This is a genomic window from Luteimonas sp. AC640a (assembly GCF_979256585.1).
This window is the reverse complement of sequence record NZ_CEEDOV010000016.1, coordinates 1-16448: the sequence shown is the minus strand read 5'-3', so window position 1 is coordinate 16448 and position 16448 is coordinate 1. Positions and strand designations below refer to the sequence as shown.

The following is a 16448-nucleotide window of genomic DNA, read 5'->3' as shown; positions in this document are numbered from 1 at the left end:
AGCGTCGTCTTGCCGTGGTCAACGTGACCAATCGTGCCCACGTTCACGTGGGGCTTGGTGCGCTCGAACTTACCCTTTGCCATGGTGATTCACCTTTCTATCTATTGATTCGGGATTGGAAACTGGGATCCGGAATTCCGGCACCGCTTCGCGGCGCCGGAATCCAATCCCGAGGGATTACTTCTTGATGACGGTTTCAGCGATGTTCGTCGGCGCTTCCGCGTAGTGATCGAACTCCATCGAGAACGTCGCGCGACCCTGTGACATCGAACGCAGCGTCGTCGCGTAGCCGAACATTTCGCCCAGCGGGATCATCGCGTTGATGATCTTGCCCGACGGGCTGTCGTCCTGACCCTGCAGGATGCCGCGACGACGGCTGACGTCGCCCATCACGTCACCGAGGTAATCCTCCGGGCTGACGATCTCGACCTTCATCATCGGCTCGAGCAGCACCGGGCTCGCCTTGACGAAGCCCTGCTTGAACGCCATCGACGATGCGAGCTTGAACGCCATTTCCGACGAGTCGACGTCGTGGTACGAGCCGAACACCAGCTTGACCTTGACGCCCACGACCGGGAAGCCGGCGATCGGACCACTGGTGATCGTTTCGCGGATGCCCTTCTCGACCGACGGAATGAATTCCTTCGGAATCACGCCACCAGTGATGTCGTTGATGAAAAGGAAGTCGTCCTTGATGTCGCCGGCCAGCTTCGGATTGGCACGATCTTCGGCGGTCAGCGGCGACAGCTCGATGACCACGTGGCCGTACTGACCCTTACCACCCGACTGCTTGGCGTGCTTGTAGTCGGACTTCACATCCTGCGTGCGGATCGTCTCGCGGTACGCAACCTGCGGCTTGCCGACGTTGGCTTCGACGTTGAACTCGCGCTTCATGCGGTCGACGAGGATGTCCAGGTGCAGCTCACCCATGCCGGCGATGATCGTCTGACCGGATTCCTCATCGGTACGCACGCGGAAGGACGGATCCTCCTGCGCCAGGCGACCGAGTGCGAGGCCCATCTTCTCCTGGTCCGACTTGGTCTTCGGCTCGACCGCCATCGAGATGACCGGCTCCGGGAAGATCATGCGCTCGAGCGTGATGATGTGATCCTGCGCGCACAGCGTGTCGCCCGTGGTCACGTCCTTCAGGCCGACCGCGGCGGCGATGTCGCCCGCACGCACTTCCTTGATCTCTTCGCGGTTGTTGGAGTGCATCTGCAGGATGCGACCCACGCGCTCCTTCTTCGACTTGACCGGGTTGTACACCTGGTCGCCAGCGTTGAGCACACCCGAGTAGACACGGAAGAACGTCAACGAACCCACGAACGGATCGGTCATGATCTTGAACGCCAGCGCCGAGAACGGCGCCTTGTCGTCGGCGGTGCGGGTGTCTTCCTTCTCGTCGTCGTCGATGCCCTGCACCGGCGGACGGTCTGCCGGCGACGGCAGCAGCTGGATGACACCGTCGAGCATCGCCTGGACGCCCTTGTTCTTGAACGCGGTACCGCAGAACACCGGCACGATCTCGACCTTCAGCGTGCGCTCGCGCAGGCCGGCGACGATCTCGTCTTCGGACAGTTCGCCGTCGTTGAGGTACTTGTCCATCAGCGCTTCGCTGGCCTCGGCCGCAGCCTCGACCATGAAGCTGCGCGCCTCGGTTGCCATGTCGAGCAGATTGGCCGGAATCTCGCGGTACTCGAACTCCGTGCCCTGCGACGCGGTATCCCAGTGGATCGCTTTCATCTTGAGCAGATCGACCACGCCCTCGAAACCGTCTTCAGCGCCAATCGGCACCTGCATCGGCACGGCGTAGGCGCCCAGACGGGCCTTCAGCTGCTCGACGACCTTGTCGAAGTTGGCACCCGTGCGGTCCATCTTGTTGACGAACGCAAGGCGCGGCACCTTGTACTTGTTGGCCTGGCGCCAGACGGTCTCGGACTGCGGCTGCACGCCACCGACCGCACACAGCACGAACACCGCACCGTCGAGCACGCGCAAGCTGCGCTCGACTTCGATGGTGAAGTCGACGTGGCCGGGGGTGTCGATGATGTTGAAGCGGTGCTCGGGCAGCGACTTGTCCATGCCCTTCCAGAACGCCGTGGTGGCCGCCGAAGTGATGGTGATGCCGCGTTCCTGCTCCTGCTCCATCCAGTCCATGGTGGCGGCGCCATCGTGCACTTCACCGATCTTGTGGCTGACGCCGGTGTAGAACAGGATGCGCTCGGAGGTCGTGGTCTTGCCGGCATCGATGTGGGCCATGATGCCGAAGTTGCGGTAGCGTTCGATGGGTGTCGTGCGAGCCACGTCGGTTTCTCGTATTGAATGGCGAAGTCCCGCTGGAACACGGAGCCTTCGCGATGGAATCGCTTGAATGGACGAACGCCGCCTTGCGGCGGCCTTCGGATCCTGCGTGCGGCCTGTGACCGCCTGGAGGCACCTGGATGGTGCCGACGGGCCCCGGATTCAACCGGGACCCGCGTGACCGCTTACCAGCGGTAGTGCGCGAACGCCTTGTTGGCGTCGGCCATGCGGTGGGTTTCTTCGCGCTTCTTGATCGCGCCACCGCGATTTTCGGACGCGTCGATCAGCTCGGCAGCCAGCTTGCGCGGCATGCTGTTCTCGCCGCGCTTACGCGCCGACTCGATCAGCCAACGCATGGCCAGCGCCATGCGACGCGAAGCGCGCACTTCGACCGGCACCTGATACGTGGCACCACCGACGCGACGCGACTTCACTTCGACGGCCGGCGAGATGTTGCCCAGCGCCTTCTCGACGAGCTCGAGCGGATTGCCGTTCTTCTCGCTGATCACGTCCATGGCGCCGTAGACGATCTTTTCAGCGATCGACTTCTTGCCACTCTTCATGACCATGTTGATGAAGCGCGCGATCGTGTCGCTATGGTGCTTCGGATCGGGCAGCACCGAACGCTGCGGGGTATTTCCTTTACGCGACATTGTCTATTCCTCAGCCCTTCGGACGCTTGGTGCCGTACTTCGAACGGCTCTGCTTACGCTTCGCAACGCCGGAGGCGTCGAGCGAACCGCGCACGGTGTGGTAACGCACGCCCGGGAGGTCCTTGACGCGACCGCCACGGATCAGCACCACGCTGTGCTCCTGCAGGTTGTGGCCTTCGCCGCCGATGTACGAAATGACTTCGTAACCGTTGGTCAGGCGCACCTTGGCGACCTTGCGAAGCGCGGAGTTCGGCTTCTTCGGGGTCGTGGTGTACACGCGGGTGCAGACGCCACGGCGCTGCGGGCAGTTCGCCAGTGCGGGCGAAGTGCTCTTGTAGGTTTCGGGGCTGCGCGGCTTCCGCACCAGCTGGTTGATCGTTGCCATCAGGTCTCGGGTCTTTGGTTCGGGCCGGAGCCCGGTGAAAACGAAGACAGACGGATAGGCCGCCTGTCAGACGAAAAAGTATAGCCCGCGCTGACGAGTACCGTCAACGCGGGTCATACCGCCGCTGGCGCGCCCACGAGGGGCGCCACCCGGCATACAACGTCTCCCGTCCATCCTGGACCGAATACGAGCCGCGTCCTGCGCCTCTTTTCGGAGTCTGGGTGGCCCACGAGGGGCCACCAAATTTGACGCAATCTTAGCGTGCTTCGCCGTCGTTGTCAGCCGTCGGCGTCACCGGTGCGTCTTCGAGCATTACCTGCTCCGGCGCGGCCGGTGCAGCGGCGGCGACTTCGGCATCGGCCTTGGTCGTGCTGCTGCCCGACAGTGCATCCATTTCCGAGTCGGTCAGGCCGGACGCGGCGCGACGACGACGGGCGTGGTACGCAAGGCCGGTACCGGCCGGGATCAGGCGACCCACGATCACGTTTTCCTTGAGACCGCGCAGGCTGTCGCGCGTGCCGCGAACGGCCGCCTCGGTGAGCACGCGGGTGGTCTCCTGGAACGACGCGGCCGAGATGAACGACTCGGTGGCCAGCGATGCCTTGGTGATGCCGAGCAGGACCGGGTCGAACTTCGCCGGCAGCTCGCTCTTGGCGAGATGCTTGACGTTGTCCTCGATCACGCGCTGACGCTCGACCTGCTCACCGTTGAGGAAGCGGCTGTCGCCGCCGTCGGTGATCTCGACCTTGCGCAGCATCTGGCGAACGATCACCTCGATGTGCTTGTCGTTGATCTTCACGCCCTGCAGGCGATAGACGTCCTGGATTTCCTTGGTCAGGTAGGACGCGAGTTCCTCGACGCCCTTCAGACGCAGGATGTCCTGCGGACCCGGCTCACCGTCCACCACGGTCTCGCCCTTCTCGACGTGCTCACCTTCGAACACGATGATCTGGCGGTACTTCGGGATCAGCTCTTCGTGATCGACACCGTCGGTGCCCTTGATGATCAGGCGCTGCTTGCCCTTGGTGTCCTTGCCGAAGCTGACGATGCCGGAGATCTCGGCGAGGATCGCCTGGTCCTTCGGCTTGCGCGCTTCGAACAGATCGGCCACGCGTGGCAGACCACCGGTGATGTCGCGGGTCTTCGACGCTTCCTGCGGCACCTTGGTCACCACGTCACCCACGCCGACGGCGTCGCCGTCCTGCAGGTTGACGATCGAGCGCGGCGGCAGCAGGTACTGCGCCGGCAGGTCGGTGCCCGGGATGTTGAGGTCGTTGCCCTTTGCATCCACGATGCGGACGATCGGACGCAGATCCTTGCCCATCGAACCACGACGCTTCGGATCGGTGATCTCGCGCGAGGCCAGACCGGTCAGGTCATCGGTTTTTTCGATGACGGTGATGCCGTCGACGAAGTCCACGAAGCGGATGAAGCCCGCGACTTCCGACACGATCGGGTGGTTATGCGGATCCCAGTTCGACACGGTCTGACCGGCCTTGATCGCATCGCCGTCGTTGACGGTGATGGTCGCGCCGTAGGGCAGCTTGTAACGCTCGCGCTCGCGGCCGTGGCCGTCGAGCACCGAGAGCTCACCCGAACGCGAGACCGCGACCAGGTTGCCGCTCTCGTGCTTCACGTGCTTGAGGTTGTTGAACTTGATCGAGCCGGTGGTCTTGACCGTCACGTTGTCGATGGCGGCTGCACGCGACGCCGCACCACCGATGTGGAACGTACGCATGGTCAGCTGCGTGCCGGGCTCACCGATCGACTGCGCAGCGACGACGCCCACGGCCTCGCCCTGATTGACCAGGTGACCACGACCGAGGTCACGGCCGTAGCAGCTGGCGCAGACACCGAAGCCCGATTCGCAGGTGATGGTCGAACGCACCTGGATCGACTGCACGCCGGCCTCTTCGAGGCGCTGCACCCACTGCTCGTCGAGCAGCGTGTTGCGGGTGACGATCGGATCCTCGTCGTTGCCCGGCAGGAACACGTCCTCAGCGACGACACGACCCAGCACGCGGTCGCGCAACGGCTCGACCACATCGCCGCCTTCGACGATCGGGGTCATGGTGAGACCGTCCATCGTGCCGCAGTCGACTTCGGTGATCACTACGTCCTGCGCCACGTCGACGAGACGACGGGTCAGGTAACCGGAGTTCGCGGTCTTGAGCGCGGTATCAGCCAGACCCTTACGGGCACCGTGGGTGGAGTTGAAGTATTCCTGGACGTTCAGACCTTCGCGGAAGTTCGCGATGATCGGCGTCTCGATGATCGAGCCGTCCGGCTTGGCCATCAGGCCGCGCATACCGGCCAGCTGACGGATCTGTGCCTGCGAACCACGCGCGCCGGAGTCGGCCATGATGTAGAGCGAGTTCATCGACTTCTGGTCGATGGTTTCGCCCTTGGCATTGAGGACCTTCTCGGTACCGATCGTGTCCATCATCGCCTTGGCGATTCGTTCGTTCGTACGCGACCAGATGTCGACGACCTTGTTGTAGCGCTCGCCGGCGGTGACCAGACCCGACTGATACTGCTGCTGGATTTCCAGCACTTCAGCCTCGGCCTCGACCAGGATGCCGGCCTTCTCGGTCGGGATGGTCATGTCGTTGATACCGATCGACACGCCCGCACGCGTCGCATTGCCGAAGCCGGTGTACATCAGCTTGTCGGCGAACACGACCGTGTCCTTGAGACCCAGACGGCGGTAGCAGGCGTTGATCAGGCGCGAGATGTTCTTCTTGTTGAGCTCGACGTTGGCCAGCTCGAACGGCAGGCCGTCGGGCATGATTTCGAGCAGTAGCGCACGACCCACGCTCGTCTCGACGATCGACGTCACCTTCTCTCGCGAACCGTCCTCGCTGATTACGGTCTGGTTGATACGGACCTTGATCTTGGCGTGAAGGCCGGCAGCCTTGTTGTCGAACGCACGACGCACTTCGGCAATGTTCGCGAAGATCATGCCCTCGCCCGGGATGTTCTCCAGAGCGCGCGTCATGTAGTACAGACCGAGCACGACGTCCTGCGACGGCACGATGATCGGCTCGCCGTTGGCGGGCGAGAGGATGTTGTTCGACGCCATCATCAGCGCACGCGCTTCGAGCTGGGCTTCCAGCGAGAGCGGCACGTGGACCGCCATCTGGTCACCGTCGAAGTCGGCGTTGAATGCCGTACACACCAGCGGATGCAGCTGGATCGCCTTGCCTTCGATCAGCACCGGCTCGAACGCCTGGATACCCAGACGGTGCAGCGTCGGTGCGCGGTTGAGCAGCACGGGATGCTCGCGGATCACCTCTTCGAGGATGTCCCACACCTCGGCCTCTTCGCGCTCGACGAGCTTCTTGGCGGCTTTGATCGTCGTGGCGAGGCCACGGCGCTGCAGCTTGGCGAAGATGAAGGGCTTGAACAGCTCGAGCGCCATCTTCTTCGGCAGGCCGCACTCGTGCAGACGCAGCGTCGGGCCGACCACGATGACCGAACGGCCCGAGTAGTCGACGCGCTTGCCGAGCAGGTTCTGGCGGAAGCGACCCTGCTTGCCCTTGATCATGTCGGCGAGCGACTTGAGCGGGCGCTTGTTGGTGCCGGTGATCGCACGGCCGCGACGGCCGTTGTCCATCAGCGCATCGACCGATTCCTGCAGCATGCGCTTTTCGTTGCGCACGATGATGTCGGGCGCATTGAGTTCGAGCAGGCGACGCAGGCGGTTGTTGCGGTTGATGACGCGGCGGTACAGATCGTTGAGATCCGAGGTCGCGAAGCGGCCACCGTCCAGCGGCACCAGCGGACGCAGGTCCGGCGGCAGCACGGGCAGCACGGTCATGATCATCCACTCGGGACGGTTGCCCGACTCGATGAAGGCCTCGACCAGCTTGATGCGCTTGGTGAGACGCTTGAGCTTGGTTTCCGAACCGGTCGCGGCGATCTCTTCCTTCAGGCGGACCATCTCGGCCTGCAGGTCGATCGTGCGCAGCAGGTCGTAGACCGCCTCGGCGCCCATCGCGGCGTCGAAGTCGTCGCCGTGTTCCTGGCGCATCTGCATGTACTGCTCTTCGTTGAGCAGCTGGCTGCGCTCGAGCGGGGTCAGGCCCGGCTCGGTCACGACGAATGCTTCGAAATACAGGATGCGTTCGATGTCACGCAGGGTCATGTCCAGCATCAGGCCGATGCGCGACGGCAGCGACTTGAGGAACCAGATATGCGCGACCGGCGAGGCCAGGTCGATATGACCCATGCGCTCGCGGCGCACCTTGGCCAGGGTGACTTCGGTGCCGCACTTCTCGCAGACCACGCCACGGTGCTTCATGCGCTTGTACTTGCCGCACAGGCACTCGTAGTCCTTGATCGGACCGAAGATCGCGGCACAGAACAGGCCGTCGCGCTCGGGCTTGAACGTGCGGTAGTTGATGGTCTCGGGCTTCTTCACTTCGCCGAAGGACCACGAACGGATCAGGTCCGGGCTGGCGAGCGCGATCTTGATCGCATCGAAGTCCGGAATCTGGCGCGGCTGGTTGAAGAGATTGAGCAGGTCTTTCATGTCTTTACTCCGGGAAAGGGGAACCTGGGCAGTGTTGGATCGGTGTCGCGCGCGGCACGCTCACGCGCCGCGCGTCGGACGTCCTGCCTCAGTGCTCCTCCAGCTCCATGTTGATCGCCAGCGAACGGATTTCCTTGACCAGCACGTTGAAGGACTCGGGCATGCCCGCGACCATTTCGTGTTCGCCGTCGACGATGTTCTTGTACATCTGGTTGCGGCCCTGCACGTCATCGGACTTCACCGTCAGCATTTCCTGCAGGGTGTAGGCCGCGCCGTAGGCTTCCAGCGCCCAGACTTCCATTTCGCCGAAGCGCTGGCCGCCGAACTGCGCCTTGCCTCCCAGCGGCTGCTGGGTGACGAGCGAGTACGGACCGGTCGAACGCGCGTGCATCTTGTCGTCCACGAGGTGGTTGAGCTTGAGCATGTGCATGTAGCCCACGGTCACTTCACGCTCGAACGCCTCGCCGGTGCGGCCGTCGAACAGACGGTGCTGACCACTGGTTGGCATGTCCGCCAGCTCGAGCATCGCCTTGATCTCCGACTCCGCCGCGCCATCGAACACAGGCGTGGCCATCGGAACGCCGTCGGTCAGATTGCCGGCCAGACGCAACAGCTCTTCATCGCTGAACTGCGACAGGTCGACGCGCTGTGCGAACACGGCCTTGTCGTGGTTGTAGATCTGGTCGAGGAAGCTGCGCAGTTCGGCCACCTTGGCCTGCGCGTCGAGCATCCGCTGGATCTTCTCGCCGAGCCCCTTGGCCGCGAGGCCCAGATGCACTTCGAGGATCTGGCCGATGTTCATACGCGACGGCACGCCCAGCGGGTTCAACACGATGTCGACCGTGTTGCCGTTGGCCATGTGCGGCATGTCCTGCACGGGCACGATGGTCGACACGACACCCTTGTTGCCGTGACGGCCGGCCATCTTGTCGCCCGGCTGGATGCGGCGCTTCACGGCCAGGTAGACCTTGACCATCTTCAGCACGCCCGGTGCGAGGTCATCGCCCTGGGTGATCTTGCCGCGCTTGTCGGCGAAGCGCTTCTCGAATTCCTTCTGGTGCGCGTCGATCTGCTTCTGCGCACGTTCGATCGCGTCGGCCGCGTCCTCGTCCTTCATGCGGATCTGGAACCAGTCGGACTTCTTCAGGCCGTCGAGCACCAGCGAGCTGACCGTGTCGCCCTTCTTCAGGCCGGGACCGCCGTTGGCGACCTTGCCCTGGATCTGCGAACGCAGACGCGCATAGATCGCGCTCTCGAGGATGCGGAACTGGTCGTCGAAGTCCTTCTTGACGCGCTTGATCTCGGACTCTTCGATCTGCTTCGCGCGCTTGTCCTTCTCGATGCCGTCGCGGGTGAAGACCTGCACGTCGATGACGGTGCCGTCCATGCCCGGGGGCACGCGCAGCGAGCTGTCCTTCACGTCGGACGCCTTCTCACCGAAGATCGCACGCAGCAGCTTCTCTTCCGGGGTCAGCTGGCTCTCGCCCTTCGGCGTGACCTTGCCGACCAGGATGTCACCGGCGCGGACTTCCGCACCGATGTACACCACGCCGGATTCGTCGAGACGGTTGAGCGCGTTCTCGGACACGTTCGGGATGTCGGCGGAGATTTCCTCCGGTCCCAGCTTCGTATCGCGGGCGACCGCGGTCATTTCCTCGATGTGGATCGTCGTGTAGCGGTCTTCCTTGACGACGCGCTCCGACAGCAGGATCGAGTCTTCGAAGTTGTAGCCGTTCCACGGCATGAACGCGACGAGCATGTTCTGGCCCAGCGCGAGCTCACCGATATCGGTCGAAGGACCGTCAGCCAGCACGTCGCCGCGCGCGACCACGTCACCCACGACGACCAGCGGACGCTGGTTGATGCAGGTGTTCTGGTTGGAACGCGTGTACTTGATCAGGTTGTAGATATCGACGCCGGCATCGTGCTCGCCGGAGATCTCTTCTTCATGCACCTTGACCACGACGCGGCCTGCGTCGATCTGCTCGATCACGCCGCCACGGCGGGCGTTCACGGTCACGCCCGAGTCGCGCGCCACGGCGCGCTCGATGCCGGTACCGACCAGCGGCTTCTGCGCACGCAGCGTCGGCACGGCCTGGCGCTGCATGTTGGCGCCCATCAGTGCGCGGTTCGCGTCATCGTGCTCGAGGAACGGCACGAGCGCGGCAGCGACCGACACGGTCTGCATCGGCGAAACGTCCATGTAATGGATTTCCGCCGGCGGCTTGAGCAGCGACTCGCCCTGGAAGCGGCAGTCGACGAACTGCTGCGTCATTGTGCCCTTGTCGTCCTGGACGGCATTGGCCTGTGCGATGACGTAGTCGTTCTCTTCGATCGCCGACAGGTATTCGATGTCGTCGGTGACGCGGCTGTCGATGACCTTGCGGTACGGCGTCTCGAGGAAGCCGTAGCGGTTGGTGCGCGCGAACGTCGCCAGCGAGTTGATCAGGCCGATGTTCGGGCCTTCCGGCGTTTCGATGGTGCAGACGCGGCCGTAATGCGTGGGATGCACGTCGCGCACTTCGAAGCCCGCGCGCTCGCGGGTCAGACCGCCCGGGCCGAGGGCCGAGACACGACGCTTGTGCGTGACTTCCGACAGCGGGTTGTTCTGGTCCATGAACTGCGACAGCTGCGAGGAGCCGAAGAATTCCTTGACCGCCGCCGCGACCGGCTTGGCGTTGATCAGCTCCTGCGGGGTCAGGCCATCGGCCTCGGCCATCGTCAGGCGCTCGCGCACGGCGCGCTCGACGCGGACCAGGCCCACGCGGAACACGTTCTCGGCCATTTCACCGACTGAACGCACGCGGCGGTTGCCGAGGTGATCGATGTCGTCGACGACGCCGCGACCGTTGCGGATCTCGGTCAGCACGCGGATGACGTCGAGGATGTCGGACGTCTTGCCGAACTCGCCGCGCAGGCGCACCGAATCCTCGTCCTTGCGCTCGGCGAAGTACTTCGCGTCGTACAGCACCGACGCGCCTTCGGTTTCCTTGCGGCCCAGACGACGGTTGAACTTCATGCGACCGACGCCGGAGACGTCGTAGCGCTCGAAGGTGAAGAACAGGTTGTGGAACAGGTTCTGCGCGGCATCCTTGGTCGGCGGCTCGCCGGGACGCATCATGCGGTAGATCTCGACCAGCGCATCGAGCTGCGTCTTGGTCGAGTCGATGCGCAGGGTGTTCGACAGGTACGGACCGCGATCGAGATCGTTGACCCAGATCGTGCCGATGGCCTCGATCGACGCCTTGCGCAGCGCCTCGAGGGTCTCCAGCGTGATCTCGTCATTGGCGGTCGCGACCAGCTCACCGGTCGCCGGATCGATCACATCGTGCGACAGGATCTGGCCGACCATGTAGTCGTCCGGCACGGCTAGCGCGGTGATCCCCGCGGCCTCGAGCTGCTTGACGTGACGCGCGGTGATGCGCTTGCCGGCTTCGACGATGACCTTCTCGCCGTCGAGCAGATCGAAGTTCAGCGTTTCGCCACGCAGACGCTCCGACACCAGCTCCAGCTGCACGCCCTCGCCTTCCGGCAGGATGTGATAGCTGTTGATGTCGAAGAACTCGTTGAGCATTTCTTCGTTGTTGTAGCCGAGCGCGCGCAGCAGCACCGACACCGGCAGCTTGCGACGGCGATCGATACGCGTGAACAGCGCATCCTTCGGGTCGAACTCGAAGTCGAGCCAGGAACCGCGATACGGAATGACGCGCGCGGAATACAGCAGCTTGCCCGAGCTGTGGGTCTTGCCACGATCGTGGTCGAAGAACACGCCCGGCGAACGGTGCAGCTGCGAGACGATGACGCGCTCGGTGCCGTTGATGATGAAGGTGCCGTTCTCGGTCATGAGCGGAATCTCGCCCATGTAGACCTCCTGCTCCTTCACGTACTTGATGGCCTTCTGCGACGACTCACGGTCGTAGATCACCAGGCGCACGGTCACGCGCAGCGGGGCGCCGTAGCTCAGGCCACGGTTGCGGCATTCGCGCTCGTCGAACACGGGCTCGCCGAGCTTGTAGCCGACGTATTCGAGTGCGGCGTAGCCGTTGTAGCTGACGATCGGGAACACCGACTTCAGCGCGGCGTGGAGGCCACGGTCTTCACGCTTGGTGGGATCGCGATCGGCCTGCAGGAATTCGCGGTAGGAATCGACCTGGATGGCCAAGAGGAACGGCACCTCGAGAATCTCGCGGCGCTTGCCGAAGTTCTTGCGGATGCGCTTCTTCTCGGTGAACGAGTAGGTCTGCGGCTGGCTCGACGGGAGCTGGGACGTCGTCATGGGGAGTACGCCTCGTTGGATCGGATGGGATCGACTCGCGATCCGGAACATGGAGCTGTCACTGGGTAGTCGCTGGTATTGCCGGCACCAGCACGCCATCTCCCGCTACTACCCACTGACAACTGCGTAGTTGTCTTGTTGCGCGTGTTTCAGGTCGCCCGATTTCAGGAACGACCAAGGGCCGGGGGCTTTCGCCCCCGGCCCCGGTGCATCGCAAGCATGTGCTGCGATGCCAAGGTGCTGCTTACTTGATTTCGACGGTCGCGCCAGCAGCCTCAAGATCCTTCTTGATCTTCTCGGCTTCTTCCTTCGTGGCGCCTTCCTTGACTTCCTTCGGCGCGCCTTCGACCAGGTCCTTCGCTTCCTTCAGACCCAGGCCGGTGATGGCACGGACGACCTTGATGGCCTCGACCTTCTTCTCGCCGGCGGCCTTCAGGATGACGGTGAACTCGGTCTGCTCTTCGACAGCGGCAGCCGGGCCAGCGGCAGCGGCCGCGGCAACCGGAGCAGCGGCGGAGACGCCGAACTTCTCTTCGATGGCCTTGACCAGCTCCATCACTTCCATCAGGGACTTCTCGGCGATGGCGTCGACGATCTGTTCGTTGGTAAGGGACATTGTGATTACCTTTGAAAAATTTTCTGGGATAGGTTTCGTTGAACCGACAGGTCGAACTTAGGCCGTTTCGGCGACTGCTTCTTCCGCAGGCGCTTCTTCGCCACCGCCCTGCTTGTCGCCGACGGCCTTGACGGCACGGGCGAACATCGCGGCGGGTTCGGACAGCACGCGGGCCAGCATCGACAGCGCCTGCTCGAGCGTCGGCAGCGATGCCAGAACGTCCACGTGGCTGGCCGGATACAGCTGGCCCTCCACGACGACGAGCTTGGGCACCAGCTTGCTGTTGTCTTTCGCGAATTCCTTGATCAGGCGACCGGCTGCGCCGGGCTCCTCGGTCGAGAACGCATACAGCAGCGGGCCCACCAGCGAGTCCTTGGAGCACTCGTAGTTGGTACCTTCCACTGCGCGTGCGGCCAGGGTGTTCTTGACAACGCGCAAGTACACACCGGTCTCACGAGCCTTCTTGCGCATCGCGGTCATCTGACTGACCGTGGTGCCCACGTACTCGACAGCAATCAGGGAGTGGGCGTTCGCGGCGACTTCTGCCAGCTCGGCGACAACTTCCTGCTTCTGGGACAGATTGAGAGCCATTCATCACTCCTCATTGTGAACTCCGCTCACGGCTCCTGCCGCTTGCGGTCCTGAGCGACTTCCATCCCTGGAGGCCGGGGATGCGCGAAGCATCCCGGTGGTGGCCTTCTGCCTGGCTGGACGAGTGTCTGACCAGAAAACTTCAGAAGGGCATCACCATCTACGCAGGCCTGTCGGTGCAAGCACCTCGGGATTAAGCGGTCTCGATCATCGGTGGCGGCGATTCCCTGCCAGTTCGAGCATCCCTGCCCGTCGCCACGTCGATCTCCACCGCGCCTGCGGTCTTTGACGGCGCCGCACCGGATCGACGATCCGTTGCGATGCCCCCAAATCGCGACGCCCCGCGAACGGGACGACGCGTTTATTGCATGTGGATCAGCGCGCGATGCTCAGCGACGACTGGTCGACGGCGACGCCCGGACCCATGGTCGAGCTCACCGAGATCTTCTGCAGGTACTGGCCCTTGGCAGTGGCCGGCTTGGCCTTCACCAGGTCGGCCAGCAGCGCCTGCAGGTTTTCCTTCAGCTTGTCCGCATCGAAGTCGGCCTTGCCGATCGTGCAGTGAATGATGCCGGCCTTGTCGGTGCGGTAACGGACCTGGCCGCCCTTCGCATTCTTCACTGCCTCACCCGGATTCGCGGAGACGGTACCGACCTTCGGGTTCGGCATCAGGCCGCGCGGGCCCAGGACCGTACCGAGCTTGCCGACGACGCGCATCGCATCGGGCGTCGCGATCACGACGTCGTAGTTGATGTCACCGGCCTGCATCTTCTCGGCCAGGTCGTCCATGCCGACGATGTCGGCACCGGCGGCCAGGGCCTCGTCAGCCTTGGCACCGGCCGGCGCGAACACTGCCACGCGGACGCTCTTGCCCGTGCCCTGCGGCAGCACGGTCGAGCCGCGCACCTGCTGGTCGGACTTGCGCGCGTCGACGCCGAGGCGGACGGCGACGTCCACGGCTTCGGCGAACTTGGCGCTGCTGTTGTCCTTGACGATCTTCAGGGCGTCATCGATGGCGTAGTTCTTGCCCGGCTGCACGGCAGCCTGGATGCTCTTCTGTCGCTTGGTCTGTGCCATGGTCTCAGCCCTCCACCGTCAGGCCCATCGAACGGGCGGAGCCCGCGATGGTGCGCACTGCTGCTTCCAGCTCGGCCGCCGTCAGATCGGCTTCCTTCGCCTTGGCGATCTCTTCGAGCTGCGCGCGCGTCACCTTGCCCACCTTTTCGGTGTTGGGACGCTTGGAGCCCGAAGCCACGCCCGCCGCCTTCTTCAGCAGCACCGATGCCGGCGTGCTCTTGGTGATGAAGGTGAAGGTACGGTCCGAGTAGGCCGTGATGATGACCGGAGTCGGCAGACCCGGCTCGAGCTTGGAAGTCGCTGCATTGAACGCCTTGCAGAACTCCATGATGTTCAGGCCGCGCTGACCCAGCGCAGGACCGACAGGCGGCGAGGGGTTGGCTTGACCGGCCTTGACCTGCAGCTTGATGTAACCGACGACTTTCTTCGCCATTGTCTTCTACTCTCCGGGTGCAAGCGCCTGGAATCAGGCTCCCCATCGTTCCGGGAATCACGTGTCCCGGATTCACGTTGTCCATCTCGCGCGAAAGGCCGCCCATACGGCGGCCTGTGCGGTTGCCCGGCGCGGCCAGACAGTTAGCCGCGCACTATAGCAGGGTTTCGCGCGCCCGTCACAAACGGGCGCGACGGGGTTCAGGCCTTCTCGACCTGCCCGAACTCAAGCTCGACCGGGGTCGAACGGCCGAAGATCAGCACGGCGACGCGCAGGCGGCTCTTCTCGTAGTTGATCTCTTCCACCACGCCGTTGAAGTCGTTGAACGGACCATCGGTCACGCGGACCATCTGGCCCGGCTCGAACAGCACCTTCGGACGCGGCTTCTCGACACCTTCCTGGACGCGATCCAGGATCACGGCGGCTTCTTCATCGCGGATCGGCAGCGGACGATCGGCGGTACCGCCGATGAAGCCCATCACCTTCGGCGTTTCCTTGACCAGGTGCCAGCTCTCGTTATCCATGCGCGGGATACCGCCCTCGTCGGAGGTCAGGATCTGCACCAGGACATAGCCCGGGAAGAACTTGCGCTCGGAGCGGCGCTTCTGCCCGGCGCGCATCTCGATCACTTCTTCGGTCGGCACCAGCACGTCGCCGAACTTGTCCTGCATTTCGGTGCGCACGATGCGATCGCGCAGCGCCTGGGCCACCGACTTCTCGAAGCCGGAATAGGCATGCACGACGTACCAGCGCTTGACGCCTTCGGTTTCCATCTGAATCGTTACTCCGTCACTGCCTCAGAACGAGGCGGATCAGCCACTGGATGATCTGGTCGAAGCCGGCCAGGATCAGGCTGATGATCGCCACGGCGATGATCACGATCCAGGTCAGGCGAATCGCCTCCTGACGCGTCGGCCAGACGACCTTGCGCATCTCGAAGCGGGTCTCCGAGAAGAAATCACGGGTCTTGTGACCCTTGCCCGTCGTCAGGAAGACCGCAGTGGCAGCCACGACGCACACGGCGACGATGATGCTGCGCACCGGCGTGGCCAGCTGCGCCTGGAACCAGTAAAAGGCAAACACGCCGGCGACAACGAGCAGAATCGCGGCGGCGTACTTGGCGAGGTCCGTCGAAGACGCACCCTTGGATTGTTCAACTCTGCTGTTCAATTCCCGGCGACTCATCGGTTTGCGACTGCTCGGTTGACGGGTGGACCACAACGCGTCCGGACCCGCGCGGACAATTCCGCGAATGGCACGCCAGGAGGGACTCGAACCCCCAACCTGCGGTTTTGGAGACCGCTGCTCTGCCAATTGAGCTACTGGCGTACGGATTGGAACAACAACCGGCTTCGGACACCCTTAGACGGCGAAGGCGGACCGGGGTTCCGGCCCGCCTTGTCGCGGCTTCAACGGGGTTGGCACCCTGCAGAAACCACTGTATCCCGGCTCACGCCGGAATGAACGTCGGCCCGGATGTGCGTGTGCGCACCCGGGCCGTCGGATCACTTGATGATCTTGGCCACCACGCCGGCGCCGACGGTACGGCCGCCTTCGCGAATCGCGAAGCGCAGACCTTCGT

Annotated in this window: 13 protein-coding genes and 1 tRNA gene; all 14 read right to left on the bottom strand. The window is 63.6% G+C overall.

The window, feature by feature from the left end; all coding sequences use genetic code 11:
• On the bottom strand, positions 1 to 83 hold an 83-nt coding region (locus tag ACZ9YD_RS13455; protein WP_042615313.1), incomplete at its 3' end, for a GTP-binding protein.
• A 94-nt stretch (positions 84 to 177) separates the two neighbouring features.
• Positions 178 to 2304 (bottom strand): elongation factor G, encoded by a 2127-nt coding sequence (fusA, locus tag ACZ9YD_RS13450; protein WP_465075777.1) that lies wholly within the window; start codon positions 2302 to 2304, stop codon positions 178 to 180.
• 182 nt (positions 2305 to 2486) lie between these two features.
• A complete protein-coding gene (gene rpsG, locus ACZ9YD_RS13445; RefSeq protein ID WP_465075776.1) occupies positions 2487 to 2954 on the bottom strand; it encodes a 30S ribosomal protein S7 in 468 nt (155 codons plus the stop codon).
• Positions 2955 to 2964: 10 nt separating this feature from the next.
• On the bottom strand, positions 2965 to 3339 hold the full coding sequence (gene rpsL / locus ACZ9YD_RS13440) for a 30S ribosomal protein S12 (protein WP_101924969.1): 375 nt from the start codon (positions 3337 to 3339) through the stop codon (positions 2965 to 2967).
• A 256-nt stretch (positions 3340 to 3595) separates the two neighbouring features.
• Complete coding sequence (rpoC, locus tag ACZ9YD_RS13435) at positions 3596 to 7873, bottom strand: DNA-directed RNA polymerase subunit beta' (protein WP_465075775.1); 4278 nt, start codon at positions 7871 to 7873, stop codon at positions 3596 to 3598.
• 88 nt (positions 7874 to 7961) lie between these two features.
• Complete coding sequence (gene rpoB / locus ACZ9YD_RS13430; protein ID WP_465075774.1) at positions 7962 to 12149, bottom strand: DNA-directed RNA polymerase subunit beta; 4188 nt, start codon at positions 12147 to 12149, stop codon at positions 7962 to 7964.
• Positions 12150 to 12393: 244 nt separating this feature from the next.
• Positions 12394 to 12765 (bottom strand): 50S ribosomal protein L7/L12, encoded by a 372-nt coding sequence (gene rplL, locus ACZ9YD_RS13425; RefSeq protein ID WP_465075773.1) that lies wholly within the window; start codon positions 12763 to 12765, stop codon positions 12394 to 12396.
• 57 nt (positions 12766 to 12822) lie between these two features.
• Entirely contained in the window at positions 12823 to 13356 is a 534-nt protein-coding gene (rplJ, locus tag ACZ9YD_RS13420; RefSeq protein WP_465075772.1) for a 50S ribosomal protein L10, read from the bottom strand.
• 375 nt (positions 13357 to 13731) lie between these two features.
• Positions 13732 to 14433, bottom strand: a complete 702-nt coding sequence (rplA, locus tag ACZ9YD_RS13415; RefSeq protein ID WP_465075771.1) for a 50S ribosomal protein L1 — start codon at positions 14431 to 14433, stop codon at positions 13732 to 13734.
• Positions 14434 to 14437: 4 nt separating this feature from the next.
• Entirely contained in the window at positions 14438 to 14866 is a 429-nt protein-coding gene (gene rplK, locus ACZ9YD_RS13410; RefSeq protein WP_055246815.1) for a 50S ribosomal protein L11, read from the bottom strand.
• 200 nt (positions 14867 to 15066) lie between these two features.
• Entirely contained in the window at positions 15067 to 15639 is a 573-nt protein-coding gene (gene nusG, locus ACZ9YD_RS13405; protein ID WP_310150752.1) for a transcription termination/antitermination protein NusG, read from the bottom strand.
• 16 nt (positions 15640 to 15655) lie between these two features.
• Positions 15656 to 16051, bottom strand: coding sequence for a preprotein translocase subunit SecE (secE, locus tag ACZ9YD_RS13400; protein WP_465075770.1), 396 nt, complete (start codon positions 16049 to 16051; stop codon positions 15656 to 15658).
• Between the two features lie 68 nt (positions 16052 to 16119).
• A tRNA-Trp gene (locus tag ACZ9YD_RS13395) sits at positions 16120 to 16195 on the bottom strand.
• Positions 16196 to 16371: 176 nt separating this feature from the next.
• Positions 16372 to 16448 (bottom strand): EF-Tu C-terminal domain-related protein (locus tag ACZ9YD_RS13390; protein WP_454480473.1); only part of this gene is annotated, 77 nt, incomplete at its 5' end.

Coding starts and splice junctions, on each gene's coding strand:
- rpoB (WP_465075774.1), bottom strand. CDS start 12,149: ATGACGACGTCCCAGCTCCCGTCGAGCCAGCCGCAGACCTACTCGTTC.
- rplJ (WP_465075772.1), bottom strand. CDS start 13,356: ATGGCTCTCAATCTGTCCCAGAAGCAGGAAGTTGTCGCCGAGCTGGCA.
- rpsG (WP_465075776.1), bottom strand. CDS start 2,954: ATGTCGCGTAAAGGAAATACCCCGCAGCGTTCGGTGCTGCCCGATCCG.
- secE (WP_465075770.1), bottom strand. CDS start 16,051: ATGAGTCGCCGGGAATTGAACAGCAGAGTTGAACAATCCAAGGGTGCG.
- rpsL (WP_101924969.1), bottom strand. CDS start 3,339: ATGGCAACGATCAACCAGCTGGTGCGGAAGCCGCGCAGCCCCGAAACC.
- rpoC (WP_465075775.1), bottom strand. CDS start 7,873: ATGAAAGACCTGCTCAATCTCTTCAACCAGCCGCGCCAGATTCCGGAC.
- rplL (WP_465075773.1), bottom strand. CDS start 12,765: ATGTCCCTTACCAACGAACAGATCGTCGACGCCATCGCCGAGAAGTCC.
- rplA (WP_465075771.1), bottom strand. CDS start 14,433: ATGGCACAGACCAAGCGACAGAAGAGCATCCAGGCTGCCGTGCAGCCG.
- nusG (WP_310150752.1), bottom strand. CDS start 15,639: ATGGAAACCGAAGGCGTCAAGCGCTGGTACGTCGTGCATGCCTATTCC.
- rplK (WP_055246815.1), bottom strand. CDS start 14,866: ATGGCGAAGAAAGTCGTCGGTTACATCAAGCTGCAGGTCAAGGCCGGT.